General features: G+C 31.4%; 19 protein-coding genes. 17 read left to right on the top strand and 2 right to left on the bottom strand.

Annotated elements, in window-relative coordinates; translation table 11 throughout:
- Positions 1-6 precede the first annotated feature (6 nt).
- From mnmG to QLS71_RS06955, 6 genes are all read left to right on the top strand, one after another.
- A complete protein-coding gene (mnmG, locus tag QLS71_RS06980; protein WP_308991750.1) occupies positions 7-1878 on the top strand; it encodes a tRNA uridine-5-carboxymethylaminomethyl(34) synthesis enzyme MnmG in 1872 nt (623 codons plus the stop codon).
- A gap of 92 nt (positions 1879-1970) precedes the next feature.
- Complete coding sequence (locus QLS71_RS06975; protein WP_308991751.1) at positions 1971-2831, top strand: class I SAM-dependent methyltransferase; 861 nt, start codon at positions 1971-1973, stop codon at positions 2829-2831.
- Between the two features lie 229 nt (positions 2832-3060).
- On the top strand, positions 3061-3576 hold the full coding sequence (locus tag QLS71_RS06970) for an OmpH family outer membrane protein (protein WP_308991752.1): 516 nt from the start codon (positions 3061-3063) through the stop codon (positions 3574-3576).
- Between the two features lie 134 nt (positions 3577-3710).
- Positions 3711-4610 (top strand): LytTR family DNA-binding domain-containing protein, encoded by a 900-nt coding sequence (locus tag QLS71_RS06965; RefSeq protein WP_308991753.1) that lies wholly within the window; start codon positions 3711-3713, stop codon positions 4608-4610.
- 192 nt (positions 4611-4802) lie between these two features.
- The gene (locus tag QLS71_RS06960) at positions 4803-7181 is read left to right on the top strand and encodes a TonB-dependent receptor (protein ID WP_308991754.1); all 2379 of its coding nucleotides are present in this window, start codon (positions 4803-4805) and stop codon (positions 7179-7181) included.
- Positions 7182-7185: 4 nt separating this feature from the next.
- A complete protein-coding gene (locus tag QLS71_RS06955) occupies positions 7186-8031 on the top strand; it encodes a DUF4249 domain-containing protein (RefSeq protein ID WP_308991755.1) in 846 nt (281 codons plus the stop codon).
- Between the two features lie 33 nt (positions 8032-8064).
- On the opposite strand, the gene QLS71_RS06950 is transcribed toward QLS71_RS06955, so the two are convergent.
- Entirely contained in the window at positions 8065-9219 is a 1155-nt protein-coding gene (locus tag QLS71_RS06950) for a DNA polymerase III subunit delta' (protein ID WP_308991873.1), read from the bottom strand.
- A gap of 354 nt (positions 9220-9573) precedes the next feature.
- Between QLS71_RS06950 and pgk the strand changes: the two genes are divergently transcribed.
- The 3 genes from pgk to QLS71_RS06935 all read left to right on the top strand — a co-directional run bounded on the left by pgk (position 9574) and on the right by QLS71_RS06935 (position 13545).
- The gene (gene pgk, locus QLS71_RS06945; protein ID WP_308991756.1) at positions 9574-10761 is read left to right on the top strand and encodes a phosphoglycerate kinase; all 1188 of its coding nucleotides are present in this window, start codon (positions 9574-9576) and stop codon (positions 10759-10761) included.
- 227 nt (positions 10762-10988) lie between these two features.
- On the top strand, positions 10989-12512 hold the full coding sequence (locus QLS71_RS06940) for a LysM peptidoglycan-binding domain-containing protein (RefSeq protein ID WP_308991757.1): 1524 nt from the start codon (positions 10989-10991) through the stop codon (positions 12510-12512).
- A 22-nt stretch (positions 12513-12534) separates the two neighbouring features.
- On the top strand, positions 12535-13545 hold the full coding sequence (locus tag QLS71_RS06935) for a DUF4837 family protein (protein ID WP_308991758.1): 1011 nt from the start codon (positions 12535-12537) through the stop codon (positions 13543-13545).
- Between the two features lie 73 nt (positions 13546-13618).
- On the opposite strand, the gene tatA is transcribed toward QLS71_RS06935, so the two are convergent.
- Positions 13619-13798 carry a twin-arginine translocase TatA/TatE family subunit gene (gene tatA / locus QLS71_RS06930; RefSeq protein WP_308991759.1) on the bottom strand — a complete coding sequence of 60 codons (180 nt, stop codon included), beginning with the start codon at positions 13796-13798 and terminating at the stop codon, positions 13619-13621.
- Positions 13799-13913: 115 nt separating this feature from the next.
- On the opposite strand from tatA, the gene QLS71_RS06925 reads away from it, so the two are divergent.
- The 8 genes from QLS71_RS06925 (at position 13914) to rfbD (ending at position 22449) form a co-directional block, all read left to right on the top strand.
- On the top strand, positions 13914-14783 hold the full coding sequence (locus QLS71_RS06925; RefSeq protein WP_308991760.1) for a M23 family metallopeptidase: 870 nt from the start codon (positions 13914-13916) through the stop codon (positions 14781-14783).
- Between the two features lie 92 nt (positions 14784-14875).
- Complete coding sequence (locus tag QLS71_RS06920) at positions 14876-16378, top strand: GH3 auxin-responsive promoter family protein (RefSeq protein ID WP_308991761.1); 1503 nt, start codon at positions 14876-14878, stop codon at positions 16376-16378.
- A 29-nt stretch (positions 16379-16407) separates the two neighbouring features.
- Positions 16408-18093 (top strand): hypothetical protein, encoded by a 1686-nt coding sequence (locus tag QLS71_RS06915; protein WP_308991762.1) that lies wholly within the window; start codon positions 16408-16410, stop codon positions 18091-18093.
- Positions 18094-18107: 14 nt separating this feature from the next.
- Complete coding sequence (locus QLS71_RS06910; RefSeq protein ID WP_308991763.1) at positions 18108-19109, top strand: hypothetical protein; 1002 nt, start codon at positions 18108-18110, stop codon at positions 19107-19109.
- Entirely contained in the window at positions 19110-20171 is a 1062-nt protein-coding gene (gene rfbB / locus QLS71_RS06905; protein ID WP_308991764.1) for a dTDP-glucose 4,6-dehydratase, read from the top strand. It abuts the gene before it with no gap.
- Positions 20172-20174: 3 nt separating this feature from the next.
- Positions 20175-21041 carry a glucose-1-phosphate thymidylyltransferase RfbA gene (rfbA, locus tag QLS71_RS06900; RefSeq protein ID WP_308991765.1) on the top strand — a complete coding sequence of 289 codons (867 nt, stop codon included), beginning with the start codon at positions 20175-20177 and terminating at the stop codon, positions 21039-21041.
- Complete coding sequence (gene rfbC, locus QLS71_RS06895; RefSeq protein WP_308991766.1) at positions 21041-21586, top strand: dTDP-4-dehydrorhamnose 3,5-epimerase; 546 nt, start codon at positions 21041-21043, stop codon at positions 21584-21586. Before rfbA ends, rfbC begins: the two co-directional genes overlap by 1 nt.
- On the top strand, positions 21583-22449 hold the full coding sequence (gene rfbD, locus QLS71_RS06890; protein WP_308991767.1) for a dTDP-4-dehydrorhamnose reductase: 867 nt from the start codon (positions 21583-21585) through the stop codon (positions 22447-22449). Before rfbC ends, rfbD begins: the two co-directional genes overlap by 4 nt.
- Positions 22450-22637 lie beyond the last annotated feature (188 nt).

The raw sequence follows: 22637 nt of genomic DNA, 5'->3' as shown, positions 1-22637 counted from the left end.
GAAGTTATGTTCAACGATGTTTATGATGTTATAGTTGTTGGTGCTGGTCATGCAGGAAGTGAAGCTGCTGCAGCCGCCGCCAATATGGGGAGTAAAACATTGCTTATTACCATGAGCCTCCAAAACATTGCTCAGATGTCTTGTAACCCTGCTATGGGTGGTATTGCAAAAGGACAAATTGTTCGTGAAATTGATGCGTTGGGTGGTTATAGCGGGATAGTATCCGATACCTCTGCCATTCAATTTAAAATGCTTAACAAATCTAAAGGACCTGCTATGTGGAGTCCAAGGGTTCAAAGTGATCGAATGCGCTTTGCGGAAGATTGGAGACTGATGCTTGAGGGAACACTTAATCTTGATTTTTATCAAGAAATGGTTTCTGGTTTATTAATGGATAAAGGTAAAATTATTGGTGTAAAAACATCATTAGGTATCGAGATTAAGGGTAAGTCTGTTGTGCTTACTAATGGGACTTTTTTGAATGGTTTAATCCATATTGGTGACAAGAATTTTGGAGGAGGTAGAGCGGGTGAAAAGGCAGCAACTGGTATTACTGAACAATTAGTAAGTTTGGGTTTTGAATCAGGTAGAATGAAGACTGGAACACCGCCTCGTGTTGATGGACGATCATTAGATTATTCTAAAATGATCGAGCAACCAGGTGATGAGAACCCAGAAAAGTTTTCTTATTTAGATGTTACTAAACCACTCGAAAACCAAAGGTCTTGTCATATGACATATACGAGTGAATTGGTTCACGACTTACTTCGTGAAGGGTTTGATAGGTCTCCCATGTTTAATGGTAGGATTAAAAGTTTAGGCCCACGGTATTGTCCATCTATAGAAGATAAAATTAATCGCTTTGCTGATAAAGATAGGCATCAATTATTTGTAGAACCTGAAGGCTGGAAAACATGTGAAGTTTACGTCAATGGGTTTTCTACATCGCTTCCAGAGGATGTTCAATTTAAGGCATTGCGTTCTGTGGTTGGTTTTGAAAACGTGAAGTTTTTCAGACCAGGATATGCTATTGAGTATGATTATTTCCCGCCTACCCAATTAAAACATACTCTTGAAACCAAACTTATTGAAGGTTTATATTTTGCTGGTCAAATTAATGGAACAACGGGTTATGAAGAAGCTGCATCACAAGGTTTGATGGCTGGTATTAATGCGAGCTTAAAAGTTCAGGAAAAAGATGCTTTCACTTTACGAAGAGACGAAGCTTATATAGGTGTTTTAATTGATGATTTAATTACTAAAGGTACAGAAGAACCATATAGAATGTTTACCTCTCGAGCAGAATACAGGACTTTATTACGTCAAGATAACGCCGATTTGAGATTAACACCAAAAGGTTTTGATATAGGTTTGGCAAGTGAAAAGCGTTTAATACGAATGGAACAGAAACATAATGAAGCAGAAAAGTTTGTCAATTTCTTTGCAGAAACTAGTGTGAAACCTGAACTTGCAAACCCTGTTTTAGAATTAAAAGAATCAGCTTTAGTTAAACAGTCTGATAAAATGTTTAAAATATTTTCTAGACCCAACATTACCATTGATGATATGCGAAAATTTGAAGTGGTCGAAGATTATATTCAAAACAATCATTTGGATAGGGAAGTTATTGAGCAAACTGAAATACAAGTTAAGTATTCTGGATATATTTCTAAAGAAAAGAATAATGCCGATAAATTAAGCAGATTAGAATATGTAAAGATTCCTGAGAATTTCGATTATACGCAAATAAAATCTATGAGTCTTGAAGCGCGTGAAAAACTTAAAAAAATACAGCCAGCAACAGTATCGCAAGCATCAAGGATTAGTGGCGTATCTCCAAACGATATTTCTGTATTGCTTGTTTATATGGGCAGGTAACTTTTATTTCATCAATTATTAATAATATTATATAATTAAATTTTCAACGTTCCACGTGGAACGTTGAAAATTTTTTTAAAATTTATGAATTCGTGACAAAAACAAACTCAATATCTCCTCTCCTAAAAGTAAAAGACCATTCTGTTTCTGGTGAAAATTTTGATTTATTTGAAAATTTAGAATATGGCTTTTTAGAAACAACTCCACAGCCATCATTAGAAACTTTGCAAGATTATTATAAAAGTGAAGATTATATTTCTCATACAGATGCTAAACGAAATCTTTTTGAAAGCATATATCACTTGGTTAGGAAAATTTCATTAAAACAAAAACTAAAATTAATTAATGGTTTTTCACCAAAAGAAAAAAAACTTTTAGATATTGGTTGCGGTACAGGTGATTTTTTACAAACAGCGCAACAAAACAGTTGGATTGTTTCAGGAATAGAACCTAATGAAGACGCAAGAGTCATTGCAAATAAGAAAACCAATCATTCTGTTTTCGAAACAGAGGAACTTTTAAAATTCGATTCTGAAAGTTTTGATGTTCTAACACTTTGGCATGTATTAGAACATTTGCCAAAATTAGAAGAACATATTCAAATTTTTAAAAAGCTGCTAAAACCAAATGGAACTTTAATAATAGCGGTACCAAATTATAAAAGTTACGATGCAGAATATTACAAAGAGTTTTGGGCTGCTTATGATGTACCAAGACATCTTTGGCATTTTAACAAAATAGCTATATCAAGATTAGTTTCGAAAGTTTCTATGAAAGTTGTGAAAACAAAGCCTATGTATTTTGATGCTTTTTATGTAAGCCTTCTTTCTGAAAAACACAAAAAAGGAAAAATGAATATTTTTAATGGATTTTGGATTGGTTTATTATCAAATCTGAAATCTTTGACAACAAAAGAAGCTTCTTCGTTAATTTATGTTATTAAAAACAATTAAAATCGATTTTAAGGTATTTATAATGTTGTTTTAGCATCAGAAACACACAAACACCAGTTAAAATAATTAAAATCGATTTAAACGCATTTATGAAGCTTGTTTTTAATAGTAAAACTTTATTAATGGAATCAGTCTTGATAAATTATAGTTATATATCAAAATCAAACAAATTTCTACTTTAAATATAGTTTACTTTACTACTTTTGTTCGTGTTATAAAAATCAAACATATGAAAAATATATTTTACGCAGTAGCTGTGATGTTGGCATTTACCTCTTGTCAAGAACAAGCAAAAATTGGATTTGTAGATAACGGAACGGTTATAAACGATTATCAAGAGAAAAAGGATATCGAAGCTAAATTTCAAACCAAAGAAGAAGCTTTTAGAAAAAAGGCAGATAGTGTTGGTCAAGAATTCCAATTAGAAGTTCAAGAAACACAGTTATCAGCTCAAAAATCATCTCCAGCGAAGGCTCAAGAATTAATGGGTGGGTTGCAAAAAAAGCAGCAATTACTTCAACAAAAAATGCAAATGGAACAACAACAGTTGCAACAAAGTTTTCAAGTTGAAATTGATTCTGTAATAAGTAAAGTAAAAAAGCATGTTAAAGAATATGGAAAAAAGAATGGCTATACTTATATTTTAGGAACTAGCGATGCTGCTGCGACCGTTATGTATGGAGCTGATGATAAAGATTTAACAAAAACTATTTTAGAAGCTTTAAATAAAGAATATAAAAAATAATGATTTTTTCTAAATTATAATTTAAAGCCAGCTAAATTTAGCTGGCTTTTTTTGCAATAATATTTAATAATGATAGTTATATTTTAATTGTTTTTTCAAAAGTTTAAAGAACATGTTTAAAAATTTAATAACGAATGAGGTTAGAAGCATTTTTAAATCAACCATATTTTTACTTAGATAGTTTAAAAAACAAATGGATTTATGTATTGAATTCTAGTTTATTTGTTCTCTTTTTCTTGATTTTATTTCAGCCTTATGGTATTTCAGAAGAGATATCAAGCCCTGTTAATTCTAATGAAAACATAGCATTATTTTTCTTATCTATTTCTTTCAGTACTTTTATTGGTTTGAGTTTATCTCAATTTGTTTTAAGGCCAATAATAAATTTTAATAAAGTTTCGATTGGAAAGTATGTGCTTTGGTTGCTTTTTGAAGCTTTAATTATTACATCTATTAACTTTGCTTTTTCTTTTTTAATACCCGATTTGGGTAATGATTTTGAAAATGAACTAAACATTTTTTTTCAATTGAAAAATTATTTTAGAGCAATAATAATATTACTTTTTCCTTTTTTGGGTACTACTATTTATATTATGGTTAAGGAATTAAATATAGAAATACAAAAGCTTGAAAATCAAATACATAGATTTCAAAGTACTTATAAAGTTTCACAATTACCCAATGAAGAGCTTCATTTAATTTATGATGAAAATGATAATTTGGAATTAGAACTTAATCTTAAAAATTTTTTGCTAGCGGAATCAAATAATCAATACGTATTAATTTATTATTGGGACGCTGGAATATTAAAAAAACATTTGGTCCGTATGCGATTAAAGACCATTTTAGAAACCTTTAAACAGTTTCCTATAGAACAATGCCACAGATCTTATGCTATCAACCTTTTGCATGTAAAAACATTAATTAAAAAGGAAGGAAAAACATTTTTAATAATGAATAATTTAAAAGAAATTGATATTCCGGTCTCAAAATCTTACCTCAATTCAATTAGAAGTAGAGTTTTAAATACCTAATGATACAATGTATTTGTTTGTAAATTGGTTTTTTCACTCCAAATAAATAGACTTCACTCCAAATCCATATTTATTTTACAAATGTTTAGATTGTTAGAGTTTACTTTGCATTTAAAAATATTTTTTTTGTAACAATTCTAAGAGTGAATCGTTTATAAGAAAATAGATCAACCAAAAAACAAGAATTAAAGAATGAAACACATTTTATTAGGCCTGTTGTGTCTACTGTTTAGCATGCATGTACTTGCTCAAGAAACCTATAGTATTAGGGGAACATTAAAAGATATAAAAAATGGAGAAACTTTGTTTGGGGCAAGTGTTTATTTAAAGGGAACCACAAACGGAGTAACCACAAATGAATATGGTTTTTTCTCTTTAACAGCCAAAAAAGGGACCTATACGTTGGTTGTTTCTTATATTGGATACGAAGAAGTTTATGAAAATATAGTTTTAGTTTCTGATACGGTTATAAATTTTGAAATGGCCGAATTATCTACGCAATTAGATGAAGTTATTATAACTGCTGATGAACCAGAACGTATCAGTATTAAAAAACCCCAAATGAGCGTTTCAAAATTGAATGCTAAAACTATTAAAAAAATACCTGTTGTTTTGGGTGAGATAGATATTATAAAATCCATTCAAATGTTACCTGGAGTTACCAATAATGGAGAAGGCTCTACAGGGTTTAATGTCCGTGGCGGTGCAGTAGATCAAAACTTGGTGTTATTAGATGAAGCTATCATATACAACACATCACACTTTTTTGGTTTTTTCTCTGTTTTTAATGCGGATGCTATAAAAGACATTAAGTTATATAAAGGTGATATTCCAGCTAAATTTGGGGGTAGAGTATCATCGGTTTTAGATGTTCGTCAAAAGGATGGGAATAGTAAAAACTTTAATCTAACTGGAGGTATTGGTTTGATTTCTAGTAGATTAGCTATTGAAGGACCTGTTTTTAAGGATAAAGGGTCTTTTTTAATTGCAGGAAGAACTTCTTATGCACATTTACTAATGAAGGGTATAGAAGATTTAAAGGATGATAAGATTTCTTTTTACGATTTAAACTTAAAAACTAATTACGAAATAAATAAAAACAATCGAATTTATCTTTCTGGATACTTTGGTCGAGACGTTTTTGATTTATCTCAAATTATAAAAAATAACTATGGAAATGTGACCGGAAACCTAAGATGGAATCATGTTTTTAATGATAAATTATTCTCAAATTTATCTCTTATTTACAGCAAGTATGATTATCAAATAGTATTGAATTTTATAGAGTTGGATTGGATTGCTGACATAGAAAATTACAATTTAAAATACGATTTTGATTACTATGCAAACGATAAACTAAAGTTTGATTTTGGTGTAAGCGGTATTTCATATTACTTAAATCCAGGAGAAGTAAAACCAACTTCACCAACCTCGCCCGTTAACTATTTAAAACTAGACGAAAAAAGAGCTTTTGAAGGTGGAGTTTATGTAAGTGCAGAACACAAAATAAACGATAAGCTTACTGCACAATACGGATTAAGATACAGTACCTTTTCGAGCTTAGGAGGTAGAAGTATGACTAATTATACTAATAACCAACCCGTTGTTTATAGTGAAGAATTGGATATTTATGAGCGTGGAGACGAAAATGGAGAAACCTATTTTGGAAAAGGGGAAAGTATTAAAACATTTGGAAATTTTGAACCAAGATTAGGGCTTTCATATCAATTAAACCCATCTTCTTCTTTAAAAGCGAGCTATACAAAATCATCGCAGTATATGCATTTATTATCTAATACATCTTCTGTAACACCTTTAGATGTTTGGACAACTAGCGGAAAATATATTAAGCCACAATTATCAAATCAATTAGCATTAGGCTATTATAAAAACTTTAAGGATGATGCGTTTTCTTTAGAATTAGAAACCTATTATAAAACCATTGACAATCGAATTGATTATATAGATGGCTCAAATTTAATAGGCAATAACACTATTGAAACCGAAATATTAAGTGGTGAAGCGAGGGCATACGGCTTTGAAGTATCCTTAAGGAAAAATAAAGGAGATTTTACAGGCTGGATAGCCTACACCTTATCTAAATCTGAACAAAGAACTTTAGGCGGCATTGCTGGCGGCCCGGGAATTAATAATGGAAATTGGTATAACACATCTTTTGATAGAACACACGATATTTCGTTAACAGGGATATACGAATTAAGTAAGAAATGGACGTTTAGTTCAAACTTAGTGTTTCAAACAGGTAGACCTGTAACTTATCCGAATACACAATATAGCTACGAAGGTTTATCTATTGCAGGCTATTCTAATAGAAATGAAGACAGATTACCAGCTTACCATAGGTTAGATCTTTCGGCTACATATACGCCAAAGGCCATGGAGAATAGAAAATGGAAAGGCGAGTGGGTTTTTGGTGTTTATAATGCATATAACCGTAAAAATGCTGCTTCAATTTCATTTGGTCAGAATGAAGTAACAGGACAAAACGAAGCAACCAGATTATCCATTTTTGGAATGATACCATCAATAACTTACAACTTTAAATTTTAATAGTATGAAAACATATATAAAATCAATATTATTACTTTTTTGTCTCGTTTTAGCCTCTTGCGAAGATGTTATAGACGTCGATGTATCTGAAGGAAAAACAAGATTAGTCATCGAAGCTTCATTAGATTGGGAAAAAGGGACAACAGGGAACCAACAGACTATTAAACTAAGCCAATCTTCGCCATATTTTCAAACGAATGGAAATAATGTGGTTACTGGAGCTTCAGTAAAAGTAACTAATAATAATACGAATGCAGAATATGTTTTTACCGATGAAAATGATGGTACTTATACCATTTCAAATTTTATTCCTGTAATTAACCATTCGTACACATTAGAAATTATTTTTAATGGGGAAACATATATTGGAACCGAAACATTAATGTCTGTACCAGTTATAAATAACATTACACAATCTACCGAAGGAGGGTTTGATGATGAATATTTAGAAGTTAATATATATTATAATGACCCAGCAAATGAAGAAAATTTTTATCTAACTAAATACCAAGAAGAAGGTGATTTATTTCCTCTTTTAGAAGACAGATCGGATGAGTTTGTAAATGGGAATGAAATTTATGATTTTTGGGAAAAATCAGATGATGAAGATACCAATGAAAAACCTTTTGAAGCTGGCGATAAAATAAGTATTAGTTTATATGGTATTTCAGAACGTTATTACAACTACATTCGATTGTTAATCGAACAATATAGTAGTGGTGGTGACCCCTTTTCATCAACAGCAGCTCAAATTAAAGGAAATTGTGTTAATAAAACGAAAGTGGATAATTATCCTTATGGATATTTTAGAGTCACCGAAGTTGTAAAAACATCGTATACATTTCAATAAAAAGAAGTTATGAAAAAGGAAAAGCCAACTTATTTAGTTGGCTTTTTTATGTAATAAACGTGTTAATTTTATAGATAAATCGGTAAGAATAATTTTTGAATTTCCGTTGCGTTCAATATGGTAAATAGCATTTTGCAACTCGTCGCTAATTTCCATAATGTTGTTTCCGTGAACAAAAGGGGCAAAATTTTCAAGTTTAAATTTTTCGGTTTTCGGTTCTAAGAAAACCAAATCGGTGGCATTGTAATTAAGCAATAAGGCTTGTCTGAAAAAATCTAAACAGAAATTAAGAAACTGTTTTTGAGTCTCTCTACCTGTTTTTGAAATGTCTTCACTCCAAGAAATTAGATCGTGAATGGCCGCTTTATTTCCTTTAGCTTTAAAAGCGCTTCGAATCCAGAAAATAAACCAAGTTTCAAACTGCAAATCTTCTGAATCTTGATACACCAAATCGCAAGCTTTATTGTAATTTCCATTCGCTTGATGCGCAATTTTTGTCGCCACAGAAACTTCTAAACTATATTGTTTTATTAAAGCTTCTTTTATAACATCTTCAGCCAAAGGCGGAAAGTGCAACACTTGACAGCGTGAACGTATAGTGTTAATTATTTGTTCTTCATCTTCAGCAATTAAAATAAAAACCGTTTTGTTAGGTGGTTCTTCAATAAGTTTTAAAAGCTTGTTGGCCGCAGCGGTGTTCATCTTTTCAGCCATCCAAATAAGCATCACTTTATAGCCGCCTTCATAGGCTTTTAAAGCCAATGCTTTTACAATATCTTGGGCTTCATCAACCCCAATTTGTCCTTGTTTATTGTCAACCCCAAGCAGTTTGTACCAATCAAATAAATTTCCATAAGGTTGTTCTTTTAAAAGTTGGCGCCATTCTTCTAAATAATGACTCGAAACAGGATGACTTTTAGCTTTATCACTAGTAGTAACAGGAAAAGCAAAATGCAAATCGGGATGCGAAAAATTCTTAAACTTGAGGTTACATGCTTCGTTACCCAAATTATTTTCACCATTCACATTGCTACACAATATGTATTGTGCATATGCGACGGCCATGGGCAACGTGCCGCTACCTTCAGGTCCTACAAACAATTGTGCATGTGGAATGCGTCCATTATCAACACTTTGTGTTAAATGATTTTTAAGGTGTTCCTGTCCTAGAATATCTGTGAATTGCATCAAACAAACCTACATAAATTTTATAACATGTTAAAACGATAATTTACTCTTTGGGCGTTACCACAAGGGTCGGGCTTTCCTTTACAATCTTTTTAAAAGTGTTATGGTTAGTAGTAAGAATGTTACCATCTCCTAATTTTGAGTCTTAAATATAATTTATAGTATTTTTCTCTTTTAAAAAGGATTTTCACTACAATCCCTAACGCGCCTTTTTAAGAAGTTTATTTATAATAGGAAAGTAACAGTTATTAAAAAATATTCAAGCTACATCGTTTTCGTATAAAAACAGGTTTTATAGCAGGTTTTAATTAGTTACTTTTGTAAATCAAATACTTAAAAAATAAATATATATAAATGAAAACGCTTAACGATTTTAATTTCAAAAACAAAAAAGCACTAATACGTGTAGACTTTAATGTGCCTTTAAATGATACCTTTGAAGTAACTGATGATACCAGAATTGTATCAGCGAAACCAACCATCATCAAAATTTTAGAAGATGGGGGAAGCTGTATTTTAATGTCACATTTAGGGCGTCCAAAAGGGGTTCAAGATGCATTTTCGTTAAGGCATATTGCAGATAAGGTTGAAAATATTTTAGGTGTTGAAGTTAAGTTTGTAGATGAATGTGTAGGTGAAAAAGCAGAAACAGCTGCTGCAAACTTACAACCAGGACAAATTTTGTTGCTTGAAAATCTGCGTTTTCACAAAGAAGAAGAAGCTGGCGATAAAGCATTTGCCGAAAAATTATCGAAATTAGGTGATATTTATGTAAACGATGCTTTTGGAACTGCACACAGAGCCCATGCATCCACTACTGTTGTTGCTCAGTTTTTCCCAAACAACAAATGTTTTGGTCTTTTATTAGCTCAAGAAATTGAAAGTATCAATAAAGTATTAAAAACAGGAGAAAAACCTGTATTGGCAATACTTGGTGGCGCTAAAGTATCTTCAAAAATCACCATTATCGAAAACATTTTAGATGCTGTAGATCATTTAATTATTGGTGGTGGTATGGCATTTACATTTATTAAGGCGCAAGGAGGAAAAATTGGAAATTCAATTTGTGAAGATGATAAACAAGAATTAGCCTTAGAAATACTAAAGAAAGCGAAAGAGAAAAATGTGCAAGTACACATACCTGTCGATGTTATTGCTGCCGATGATTTCAGTAACGATGCAAATACGCAAGTGGTAGATATTACAGCCATTCCTGATGGTTGGGAAGGTGTTGATGCTGGCCCAAAATCTAGAAAACAATTTCATGAGGTAGTAATGCAGTGTAAAACGATCCTTTGGAATGGCCCATTAGGTGTTTTCGAAATGGAAAGTTTTGCGGGTGGAACTATAGAACTAGGAAATTCTATTGCTGAAGCTACAAAAAATGGTGCTTTTTCACTTGTGGGTGGTGGCGATTCTGTGGCTGCAGTGAAGCAATTTGGTTTCGAAAATAAAGTAAGTTATGTTAGTACAGGCGGTGGTGCGATGTTAGAAAGTTTAGAAGGTATTGTATTACCAGGAATTGCTGCAATATTAGAATAAGCATTTTAATATAGATAAAACACTTTGCCACAAATACTCACTATTATAAGATATTGAGTATTTGTGGCTTTTTTTGTTTATTAGCAATAAAGAATTCCGACAAAATACCGTTTCAGCTGTTATTGTCGTAAGCTTTTGATTACATAAACTAAATTAAGTTTTTATTTTAACATAAAAAATACGATTTTAGCGTTAATATCATTCCATATAACTAAACAGATAGATTTATGACGTACAGATTTTTTATATTATTAGGACTCTTTAATTTTGCTACATGTTTTTCACAAATGCAAGATTCAGTTTCTTTAAAAGAAACTAAGAATGATTTAAAACATATTCAAAACCAAAAAGATAGCCTTTTAGTTATAAAAGTTGAAGATGATTTATTTGCGGCCGATTTTGATCAAAAATGGCTAGAAGAATTATATAGCAATTCGCTTTATGATACTATATACAATTCTATTTCTGAACTCACTTTTGATGAAGTTGAATACCCAGAACTTTCAACTGAATTGTTGAAATCTAGATTGGCAAATTTAAGTTCTAAAACACCTTTTAATGTAGAATACAATCCCGGTTTAGAAAGTGTTATTAAATCATATCTAAAAAGAAGAAGAAATAGTTTACAGAAACTTATCAATTTAAGTGCTTTTTACTTTCCTATGTTCGAACGTGAGCTGGATAATCATGATTTGCCTCTTGAAATTAAATATTTAGCTATTGTAGAATCGGCATTAAAACCCAGAGCAAAATCAAGAGTAGGTGCTACAGGTTTATGGCAATTTATGTACAGTACAGGTAAAATGTATGGTTTAGATGTTAGTAGTTATGTTGATGAACGCAGCGACCCTATAAAATCTACCGAAGCAGCAGCAAAATATCTATCTAAACTTTATGAAATTTTTGGTGATTGGGATTTGGCACTTGCTGCCTACAACTCAGGTCCAGGTAATGTTACGAAAGCAATTCGTCGTTCGGGAGGCTACAAAAATTATTGGAATATAAGACATAATTTGCCACGTGAAACCGCAGGATATTTACCCGCTTTTTTAGCAACTATGTATATTTTTGAATATGCAGAAGAACATGGCTTCACAAAACCAAAACCAGAAGTCGCCTATTTTGAAACTGATACTATACATGTGAAACAAATGATTACGCTCGACCAAGTATCAGAAGCTACGGGTGTAGAAATGGAAGAACTTCAGTTTTTAAACCCTTCATATAAATTAGATATTATCCCTTTTGTAAAAGGCGAAGATTATACGTTGCGTTTACCCAGATCCGTTATTGGCGATTTTGTTACAAATGAAAATCAGATTTATGAATTCGCTAAAGCAGAATTTGATAAGCGTGAAAAACCAATGCCTCAATTTTTTGAATCGGACACAAAAACAACACATAGGGTGCGCTCTGGAGAATTTTTAGGATTAATTGCTAGAAAGTACAGCGTGCGGGTAAGCGATATAAAAAAGTGGAATGGCTTACGAAGCAACAATTTAAAAATAGGTCAACGCTTAACTATTTATCCAAGAAACGCAACCGCTTCGAGCACATCTTCATCAAGCACCTCTACAATTTCTAAGGCAGTTTCTAGTAGTTCAAAAATATATACAGTAAAGAATGGTGACTCGTTATGGAGTATCTCTCAAAAATTTTCGGGAGTTTCTATTCAAAATATTAAAGATTGGAACGGTATTAGTGGTAGTAAATTAAAACCAGGAATGAAACTTAAATTAACAAAGAGCTAAATTTCCTTAAACCAAATTTTAAATGATGCGTAATATTCTTTTTTCGGCAATTTTACTAACGTTATTTGTTTCTTGTGGTGATAAAAAATCATCTCAAGATAAGATGCTTTTAGACTCATCAGGAAGCATTAACAATATATCTGTAGTTATAGATAATGAATTATGGAACGGTAGTGTAGGAGATGCTATTAGAAACGTGCTTACAGCTCCAATTTATGGATTACCACAAGACGAACCTATGTTTACCATTAGTCAAATACCACCATCTGTTTTCTCGGGTTTTGTAACAAAAAACAGAACCGTTTTAAAAATTGAAGTGAATAAAGATGCTGGAGTAGAAATTTTGAATAATGTATATGCGCAACCTCAAAAAGTTATTGTAGTTAAGGGGCAATCTAGAGAACAACTCGTAGGTGCTATAAATGATAATGCATCAAAAATAGTTAAAACATTTAGAAGCGAAGAAATAGTAGCAAGACAGCGACAAATGGCTAAATCACCTCATAATTTCACTTCAATTCAAAAAAAATTGGGATTAACCATTCAATTTCCTTCAGCTTACCGGATAACGAAGGAGACTGATAATTTCTTTTGGATTAGAAAAGATATTACCACAGGAACCACTAATTTAATGATTTTTGAAGTGCCATATTCAGCCATTAAAAGAAATGATAGTTTAGTAAATCAAATAGTTAAGATAAGAGATTCAATTGGTAAAGCTCATATTAAAGGAAGACAAGATGGCGATATAAAATCGGATGGTGAAAAAATAGAATCATATATGACCACAGAAGATTCTTATGCTCCATATACAAATATAACGATGGTTGATAATAAATTTACAATTGAAACGAAAGGATTGTGGGATTTAAAAGCCGATTTTATGGGTGGACCATTTATAAATTACGCTATTGAAGATAAAATTAATAAAAGATGGGTGTTTGTTGAAGGGTTTGCCTTTGCCCCATCGGTTGAAAAGCGCGATTACATATTGGAGTTAGAGGCTATAATTAAATCGGTTAGAATAAATTAGGTATAAGATATAAAAACAAAAAGACCAACACAATAATGTTGGTCTTTTTGTTTTTATATCAAAAGAAGATTTACTACTTTTTATCCTCTTTTTTATCGTCTTCTTTACTGGCATCTTTAAACTCTTTAATACCACTCCCAAGACCCCTCATTAATTCTGGAATTTTCTTTCCACCAAATAATAATAAGACAATAACAACAATTAGAACAATTTGCATTGGCCCAATAACTAAGAATGTATTTAATGAAATCATGATTATGAATTTAATTCTGCAAAGTTAATAATTAAAGTTTAATAAAATCGTTTTGGGTATAACTTTAGCATAAAGCAACCAGTCTTGACATATTTTTATTTAATTTTGTTTTAAGATGTACAAAAAAAAACCAAAAAAAAGGGAGATAAAGCGGAAATTACTTGATAAGTATCGATTGGTTATACTTAACGAGCATACGTTTGAGGAGCGCTTATCCATTAAATTAACGCGTTTAAATGTATTTGTTTTAGTTTCTTTAACGGCAATTATTTTAATTGCAGGAACAACCATGCTTATTGCTTTTACAACTTTAAAAGAATATATACCAGGCTACTCCTCTGCAACATTAAAGAAAAAAGCCATCGAGCTAAATTATAAAACAGACTCATTACAGCAAGTAATAACTATGAACGATCGCTATTATGCATCTATAAAAAAGGTTTTACAAGGTGAAGTTAGTACGATAGATTTTTCTAGAGATTCTATTATTCAAGCGATTAAATTAGAAGCTAGCGAGGTAAATTTAAAGCCAACAGTTGAAGATTCTATTTTAAGACAAAAAGTAGATAAGGAAGACAAGTATAATTTGTTTGAGTCTGCAACATCGGCATCCAATTTTGTGTTATTTCCTCCTGTAAATGGTACTATAAGCGAATCGTATAATGTGAAAAACAAACATTTCGCAGTAGATATTGTAGTAGCTAAAGGCACGCCCATAAAAGCCACGGCAGATGGGATTGTTATTTTTGCCGAATGGACCGCTAATACCGGGTATGTGGTTATTATTGAACATAGTTATGGACTAATCTCAGTATATAAACACAACTCAGCTTTAACAAAGGCGCAAGGCGATTTGGTTAAGGCAGGCGAAGTTATTGCTTCCGCAGGAAACGCTGGCGAGCTTTCTACGGGGCCGCATTTGCATTTTGAACTTTGGAATGATGGTTATCCTATAAATCCAACAAACTTTATAGATTTTAAATAAATGAAACATTCATGATTAAAAGTTTAATTAAGAAAGAAATAATTGAAAGAAAGTTACATCTCACATTAATAATAACAACATTTAATAAATAGATGATATCAATAAAATCGGCTTTAGCAAAACCTTTTGCAAAACGTGTGTATTATAAGGTTCAAAAGTGGGCAAAAAAGCCTTTTGAAACTCAAGATAAGGTGTTTAAATACCTAATTTCAGAAGCTGCCGGCACTCAATTTGGTAAAGACCACGATTTTATAAGTATTAATTCTTATGAAGATTTTGTTAAACGGGTTCCCATACGAGATTATGAAGATTTAAAACCTTACGTAGAGCGTGTTGTGGCGGGTGAAGAGCATATTCTTTGGAAAGGAAAGCCTGCTTATTTTGCTAAAACCTCGGGTACTACATCGGGTTCTAAATACATTCCTATCACCAAAGAAAGCATGCCTTATCATGTGGAAGCTGCCAGAAATGCTATTTTATTGTACATTAATGAAACAGGAAACAGCAAATTTGTTGATGGGAAAATGATTTTCCTTCAAGGAAGCCCCATTCTTAAAGAACAAAATGGCATTCAATTAGGACGTCTTTCGGGTATTGTAGCACATTATGTACCTAAGTACCTTCAAAAAAATAGATTACCTTCATGGGGAACCAATTGTATAGAAGATTGGGAAACTAAAGTAGATGCGATTGTTGACGAAACGCTTCAGCAGAATATGACTATTATTTCGGGTATTCCGTCTTGGGTACAAATGTATTTTGAAAAGCTTCAGCAAAAAACAGGTAAGAAAGTAGGTGACATTTTTAAAAACTTCAACCTCTTTATATTTGGAGGTGTAAATTACGAACCTTATAGAGCCAAATTTGAGAACCTTATAGGTAGAAAAGTAGATAGCATAGAACTGTATCCAGCTAGCGAAGGCTTTTTTGCATTTCAAGACAAACAGAATGAAAAGGGGATGTTGCTTCAGCTAAATTCAGGTATTTTTTATGAGTTTGTTAAAGCAGATGAATTTTTCAACGATAATCCAAAACGAATCAGTATTAAGGATGTTGAGATTGGTATAAATTATGTGATGATTATTTCAACAAATGCAGGTCTTTGGGCTTATAATGTTGGGGATACGGTTGAATTTACTTCTACACAACCATATCGCGTTATCGTATCAGGCCGCATTAAACATTTTATTTCGGCATTTGGAGAACATGTTATTGGCAAAGAAGTTGAACAAGCCATGCAGGAAGCTGTTTTAGGTACTAATATTAGAGTTTCAGAGTTTACAGTGGCTCCTCAAATAAATTCAAATGAGGGGTTGCCGTATCATGAATGGTTTGTAGAGTTTGAAAATGAACCTGTAGATGTGTTGAAATTAGCTAAAAAAATAGATGAATCCCTTCAAAAGCAAAACACGTATTATTACGATTTAATAAAAGGCAAGGTTTTACAACCACTTAAAATAACAAAAGTAAAAAAAGGCGGATTTCAAGAATATATGAAATCAGTTGGAAAATTAGGAGGACAAAATAAGCTACCAAGACTGTCCAACGATAGAAAAATAGTTGAGGGTTTCCCACACACAAATGAAACCAAATAGTAGTATATTTGGCACGTTAAAAAATGAGTATGAGTAACAAAAAACATCACGAAAGAACGAGAGCCCAAGAAAGCTCGAATGCCATCGAACGGATGTATATTACTATGCGCCATTTATTTAACAGGGGCTTTTATAAACCCATGGGTATTTCGGGTGAAACACTTCGCCAATCATTATTGCTTTTACGACCAGAAATTTACGGTTCTATAGGTGAAGAAAAAGCGGAATTAGAAGGGTTGCTTTATGTAATAGACAGGCTTCCTATAGGTATTGAAGAGTGCACATTTATTAATTTAACAAGTGATGAAGGGTATTCAAATTCACATTTTAAGCCTATAATTCCAGAGAAAAGAAGACGTAATTGTTACAGAATTGATGCAGAGCAAATGAATATTGAGATTACGCGCGGACGCTCTGAAATCTATGATATTTTAACGCACATTACTTTTATTTTTATTGAATCGCATAAAATTAGTAATCGTGTTTTAATCGATGAAAGTGGAACAACAACAAGAGATTGGACCAAACTCCAAAGTGCGGTTTTATCAAAAGAAAAACTAACGCAAACTGAACGAGAAGTTGCCATAACCCATACTGCCAATATTTTAGGACATACATTTAATGAGTTAAGAGCTATTTATTCAAGTTTTGCGACACCGTCGCAACCAGAACGGTTATTACACATTGTGTATTGGTTGGGAAAATTAGCTATTGAAGAGCAAATAAATAATAACAAACGTACTGTAACTTTTAGTCCGGTTTTAAGAGAGCGGTTAGGACATCACATACATGGTGAAATTTGGGCAGATACAATCAAGGGTGTTCTTTTTAAAAACAATTTATTAGAAAGACCTATACATATCATTAGTGCCAATATGCATAGTGTTATGAATACGCTTTTTGCCCCATCAGCTTTAAAAACTTCAGCAACAAAAGATATTTATAGTATTTATGAGTCTTTGAGTAAGAAGGAGAATGATGATTTACGAAATAAAGTAACGAAAGAAGCGTTACAAAACGGCATGGTTTATATTGAAGATGCCTCCGGAACAAAAATTGATGTTCAAATTTTTGATACGAGTAAGTTAGATATTTCAAAATTGGATATTCAAGTTAATGAAGAAAAAATAGCATCTGAAAAGCCAGTTATAGTAGTTATGGATTATGCTTTTGGCGAACAAGCTTATGAAACTATAGATGAGTTATTAAAGCCTTATAAAGTAAAAGGAAATAAAATTCTTTCAAATATAGAATCTATATCCATTATGGGAAAAGCAGGAATTTTAGAAGGAGGAAAAGGAGATATAATGATACCAACAGCTCATATTTTTGAAGGAACAGCCGATAATTATCCGTTTGTAAACGAACTTTCAAAAAAGGATTTAGAAGGAGAAGGTGTTGATGTGTATGAAGGCACTATGATTACCGTTTTAGGAACATCATTACAAAATAAGGACATTTTAAAATTCTTTTACAATTCAACATGGCGGGTTATTGGTTTAGAAATGGAAGGCGCACATTATCAAAAAGCCATTCAAGCAGCCTCAAAAGTAAGGAGAAGCATTAGTCCAGATGTTAAAGTAAGATATGCTTATTATGCCAGTGATAATCCTTTAGAAACAGGTGCCACATTAGCGTCGGGAGGTTTAGGTACTACAGGTGTAAAACCAACCTATTTAATTACTAAAAAAATAATAGAGCAAATATTTAATTAAAAATATTTTATAATATGAGTAACGATTTACCAAGACCACAGCAATCAGAAGAAGTAGATTTAGGTCAGCTATTTAAACTAATTGGAAAGGCTTTTAATAGATTATTTATTAGTTTCCTTAGATTATTTCTTTTTTTTAAAAAAAACCTAATAGCTTTATCAGTAATTATCGTTGTTGGTTTAGGTCTAAGTTATTTTTTATCTAATATTTCTACAACTAGAAAAAAAATAGAAATTATAGTAAAGCCAAACTTTGAAAGTAAAGATTATTTATACAGTATAGTTAAAGAAATTCAGTCTAAAATTGATTCAAGAGACTATGCTTTTTTTGATAGAATTGGAATCGATTTACATGATTTACATGATTTTAAAATAGAAATAGAACCAGTTAAAGAACGAGACTCAGAGAAAGATTTGGATTTAGAATTGGATTTAAAATATTTATCTTTTTTAGGAAGTCAGGAAAATTCAAACAACCAAGTCCTTATAAATGAATTTTTAGCAAAAAGAAATGTAAATCTTAATTATAAAATTTCTTTTTATTATAAAAGTATTGATAATGAGCGAAGTGCTGTATTAAAAATAATGGAATATATTAATGATAATGATTATTTTAAAGAATTAAAAGATATTTATTTAACAAATTTAGAAGAGAAAATTAACGAGAATAATAGGTTAATTAAACAAGTTGATGTATTGGTTGAGAATTATTCTAATACGCTTAATAGTACATCAAAAGCAATAAGGGATGAGTCTGTTTTTTTAGGAGGAGAAAACGGGTTGGATATACCGGCTCTTTTAGAGTTTAAAAATAATTTAATTAGTAATACTGCTTTAAACAAATTAAATTTAAAAGAGCAAAAAAACATAATAAGAGTAATGTATTTTGGTAAAGCACAAGGAGTTAAAAGTAATTTATTTAAATATGGATTATTTTTAATACCAACCATATTAATTGGATTATTTTTTGCTTGGACATTCTTAACGTTTTTGAATAGAAAAGCTAAAGAATTATAAATGATGAACGAGGTGGACTTAAAAATATTAATAACAGGAGGCGCAGGTTTTATTGGATCGCATGTTGTAAAGTTGTTTGTTGAAAAATACTCAAACTATCATATTTTTAATTTAGATGCACTAACCTATGCAGGTAATTTAGAAAATCTAAAAGATATAGAGAACAAACCAAACTATACGTTTATAAAAGGAGACATTACCAATGAGACCTTCGTAAATGAATTATTTAACGAACATAAATTTGATTCAATCATTCATTTGGCAGCAGAGTCGCATGTAGATAGATCTATAAAAGATCCCTTGGCATTTGTAAAAACAAATGTTATTGGAACCATGATTCTTCTAAATGCATTTAAAAACACATGGAATGATAACTTTAGCAATAAATTGTTTTATCATATAAGTACCGATGAGGTTTATGGAACTTTAGGAGAAACGGGTTTGTTTACAGAGACCACGTCTTATAATCCAAACTCGCCGTATTCAGCATCAAAAGCAAGTTCAGATCACTTTGTAAGGGCTTATGGTGAAACCTATGGAATGCCTTATATTATTACTAATTGCTCCAATAACTATGGGCAAAATCAATTTCCTGAGAAGTTGATTCCGTTATTTATAAATAATATAATAAATAACAAGCCATTACCTGTTTATGGTGATGGTAATTATACAAGAGACTGGTTGTATGTAAAAGATCATGCTGTTGCTATTGATTTGGTTTTTCACAAAGGTAAAAACCACGAAACCTATAATATTGGAGGTTTTAACGAATGGAAAAATATCGATTTGGTTAAATTGTTATGTCAACAAATGGACGAAAAGCTAAATAGAATAATAGGTGCTTCTGAGAAGTTAATTACCTATGTGAAAGACCGTCCAGGACATGATTTAAGGTATGCTATAGATGCGTCAAAAATAAATAGGGAGTTAGGTTGGGAACCATCGGTAACTTTTGAGGAAGGCTTAAATAAAACGATTGATTGGTATTCAAGCAATGAAGAATGGTTAAATAGTGTTACGAGCGGAGATTATCAGTTGTACTATGAAAAACAATACAATTAAAAAATGAAAGGAATCATACTAGCAGGTGGATCTGGAACTAGACTACACCCTTTAACATTATCAGTAAGTAAGCAACTTATGCCTATTTATGATAAACCTATGATTTACTATCCCTTATCTACTTTAATGTATGCAGGTATCAACGAAATATTAATAATTTCCACACCAAAAGATTTGCCTTTATTTCAAGACTTATTGGGTGACGGTAAAAAGTATGGCTGCAAATTTGAATATGCGGTTCAAGAAAACCCTAATGGATTAGCGGAGGCTTTTATAATTGGGGAAGATTTTATAGGAAAGGATAAAGTAGCCTTAATATTAGGAGATAATATTTTTTATGGTACAGGATTGTCCAAATTATTACAAGCAAACAATAATCCCGATGGAGGTGTTATTTATGCATATAGAGTAAATGATCCTGAGCGTTATGGTGTAGTTGAATTTAATAAAAATGGACAAGCTATTTCAATAGAAGAAAAACCAGAAACACCTAAATCAAATTATGCTGTTCCTGGTATTTATTTTTATGATAATTCAGTAGTAGAAATTGCTAAAAATATAAAACCCTCTACCAGAGGCGAACTTGAAATTACGGATGTTAATAGAGAATATCTAAAACAAGGTAAACTTAATGTAAGTATTTTAGATAGGGGAACTGCTTGGCTAGACACAGGGACGTTTCAATCTTTAATGCAGGCATCTCAGTTTGTTGAAGTAATTGAAGAACGTCAAGGATTGAAAATAGGCGCTATAGAAGGGGCTGCATTCGAAATGGGTTATATAACTAAAGAACAATTTAAAGCTTTAGCACAGCCCTTATTAAAAAGCGGTTATGGTAAAAATTTATTGGGCTTACTTAATAATAAATAATGACAGTAAAAGAAACTAAATTAAAAGGCTGTTTCATACTAGAACCAAAAGTTTTCGAGGATAGCAGAGGTTATTTTTTTGAGAGTTTTAACCAAAAAATCTTCAATAATTTGATTGGAAAAAATGTTAATTTTATTCAGGATAACGAGTCTTTTTCTTCTAAAGGTGTGTTAAGAGGACTTCATTATCAAAGAGGAGAATTTGCACAAGCAAAGCTAGTAAGAGTTGTTAAAGGAGCTGTTTTAGACGTAGCTGTAGATATTAGAAAAGGGTCTTTATCCTATGGACAACATGTTTCAATTGAACTGTCAGAAAAAAATAAAAAACAATTGTTTGTACCACGGGGGGTTGCCCATGGTTTTATTGTTTTAAGTGATAGTGCTATTTTTTCATATAAATGTGATAATTTTTATAATAAGGAGTCAGAAGGAGGTATTATTTATAATGATAAAGATTTAAATATTGATTGGAAATTAGATGAAAAAGAATTTGTGGTTTCTGAAAAAGATTTACAATTACCAACTTTTAAGGAGGCTATTTTATGACAACTATTTTAGTTACTGGGGGTAACGGACAATTAGCAAGCTGTATAAAGGATGTTGAAAAACAGTATGATGATTTAAATGTAATTTACACAGATTATTTAGAACTTGATATTTGTGATTTAAATCAAGTCCAAACTTTTTTCAAAACAAATAACCAAATAAATTATTGCATTAATTGTGCGGCTTATACAGCTGTTGATAAAGCAGAAATAGAGGTTGATAAAGCTTTTGAAATAAATGCAACAGGAGCAAAAAACTTAGCATTAGCTTGTAACGAATTTGGTGTTGTTTTAATTCATATTTCTACAGATTTTGTGTTTGATGGAAATAAACAAAAACCATACACAGAGACAGACAAAGCTCACCCTGTAAGCGTTTATGGAGAAACTAAAATGAAAGGTGAAATAGAAATAGCATCAGTATTACAAAAGCACTTTCTAATAAGAACGTCTTGGTTATATTCTGAGCATGGAAATAATTTTATGAAGACTATGTTAAGACTAGCAAAAGAAAAAGATTCACTTAATATAGTAAGTGATCAAATAGGGACACCAACTTATGCAGGAGATTTAGCCGAATTTATTTTTTATATTATAAAAGCTAAATCTCAAGACTTTGGTACATATCATTATAGTAATTTTGGAGAAATAAGTTGGTATGATTTTGCTAATGAAATATTTAAAGAGAGTAAAATTGATATTAAGTTAACACCAATAGCAACGAAAGATTATCCCACTTTTGCCAGTCGACCTATGTACAGTGTTTTAGATAAGTCGAAAATCTTAAAAAAGTTTAATATAGAAATACCATATTGGCAAGATAGTTTAAAAAAGGGGCTATTAAGATTTAATCTAATTAGTTAGAAAATAAATAATACTATTATCTGAAAATATATTAGTGATAATTAATTATGCAATTTTAGTAAAGTAATTTCTGATTTAACAATTGATAACATAGTTTTGCATCCAATACAAAGGTTGTTTATCAATAAGTTAAAACTTAGAAGTAATCATTGATTATAATAAAACAAAATAAACGAATTCAAAACGTT

The sequence above is a fragment of the Mariniflexile litorale genome, assembly GCF_031128465.2.
Classification (GTDB): domain Bacteria; phylum Bacteroidota; class Bacteroidia; order Flavobacteriales; family Flavobacteriaceae; genus Mariniflexile; species Mariniflexile litorale.
The sequence above is the reverse complement of the archived record's forward strand: the minus strand, read 5'-3'. Positions and strand labels throughout refer to the sequence as shown.

What these genes read in the sequence shown, in the direction of transcription:
- mnmG (WP_308991750.1), top strand. Translation starts at nt 7, where the DNA reads ATGTTCAACGATGTTTATGATGTTATAGTTGTTGGTGCTGGTCATGCA.
- QLS71_RS06970 (WP_308991752.1), top strand. Translation starts at nt 3,061, where the DNA reads ATGAAAAATATATTTTACGCAGTAGCTGTGATGTTGGCATTTACCTCT.
- QLS71_RS06965 (WP_308991753.1), top strand. Translation starts at nt 3,711, where the DNA reads ATGAGGTTAGAAGCATTTTTAAATCAACCATATTTTTACTTAGATAGT.
- QLS71_RS06960 (WP_308991754.1), top strand. Translation starts at nt 4,803, where the DNA reads ATGAAACACATTTTATTAGGCCTGTTGTGTCTACTGTTTAGCATGCAT.
- QLS71_RS06955 (WP_308991755.1), top strand. Translation starts at nt 7,186, where the DNA reads ATGAAAACATATATAAAATCAATATTATTACTTTTTTGTCTCGTTTTA.
- QLS71_RS06950 (WP_308991873.1), bottom strand. Translation starts at nt 9,219, where the DNA reads ATGCAATTCACAGATATTCTAGGACAGGAACACCTTAAAAATCATTTA.
- pgk (WP_308991756.1), top strand. Translation starts at nt 9,574, where the DNA reads ATGAAAACGCTTAACGATTTTAATTTCAAAAACAAAAAAGCACTAATA.
- QLS71_RS06940 (WP_308991757.1), top strand. Translation starts at nt 10,989, where the DNA reads ATGACGTACAGATTTTTTATATTATTAGGACTCTTTAATTTTGCTACA.
- QLS71_RS06935 (WP_308991758.1), top strand. Translation starts at nt 12,535, where the DNA reads ATGATGCGTAATATTCTTTTTTCGGCAATTTTACTAACGTTATTTGTT.
- tatA (WP_308991759.1), bottom strand. Translation starts at nt 13,798, where the DNA reads ATGATTTCATTAAATACATTCTTAGTTATTGGGCCAATGCAAATTGTT.
- QLS71_RS06925 (WP_308991760.1), top strand. Translation starts at nt 13,914, where the DNA reads ATGTACAAAAAAAAACCAAAAAAAAGGGAGATAAAGCGGAAATTACTT.
- QLS71_RS06920 (WP_308991761.1), top strand. Translation starts at nt 14,876, where the DNA reads ATGATATCAATAAAATCGGCTTTAGCAAAACCTTTTGCAAAACGTGTG.
- QLS71_RS06915 (WP_308991762.1), top strand. Translation starts at nt 16,408, where the DNA reads ATGAGTAACAAAAAACATCACGAAAGAACGAGAGCCCAAGAAAGCTCG.
- QLS71_RS06910 (WP_308991763.1), top strand. Translation starts at nt 18,108, where the DNA reads ATGAGTAACGATTTACCAAGACCACAGCAATCAGAAGAAGTAGATTTA.
- rfbB (WP_308991764.1), top strand. Translation starts at nt 19,110, where the DNA reads ATGATGAACGAGGTGGACTTAAAAATATTAATAACAGGAGGCGCAGGT.
- rfbA (WP_308991765.1), top strand. Translation starts at nt 20,175, where the DNA reads ATGAAAGGAATCATACTAGCAGGTGGATCTGGAACTAGACTACACCCT.
- rfbC (WP_308991766.1), top strand. Translation starts at nt 21,041, where the DNA reads ATGACAGTAAAAGAAACTAAATTAAAAGGCTGTTTCATACTAGAACCA.
- rfbD (WP_308991767.1), top strand. Translation starts at nt 21,583, where the DNA reads ATGACAACTATTTTAGTTACTGGGGGTAACGGACAATTAGCAAGCTGT.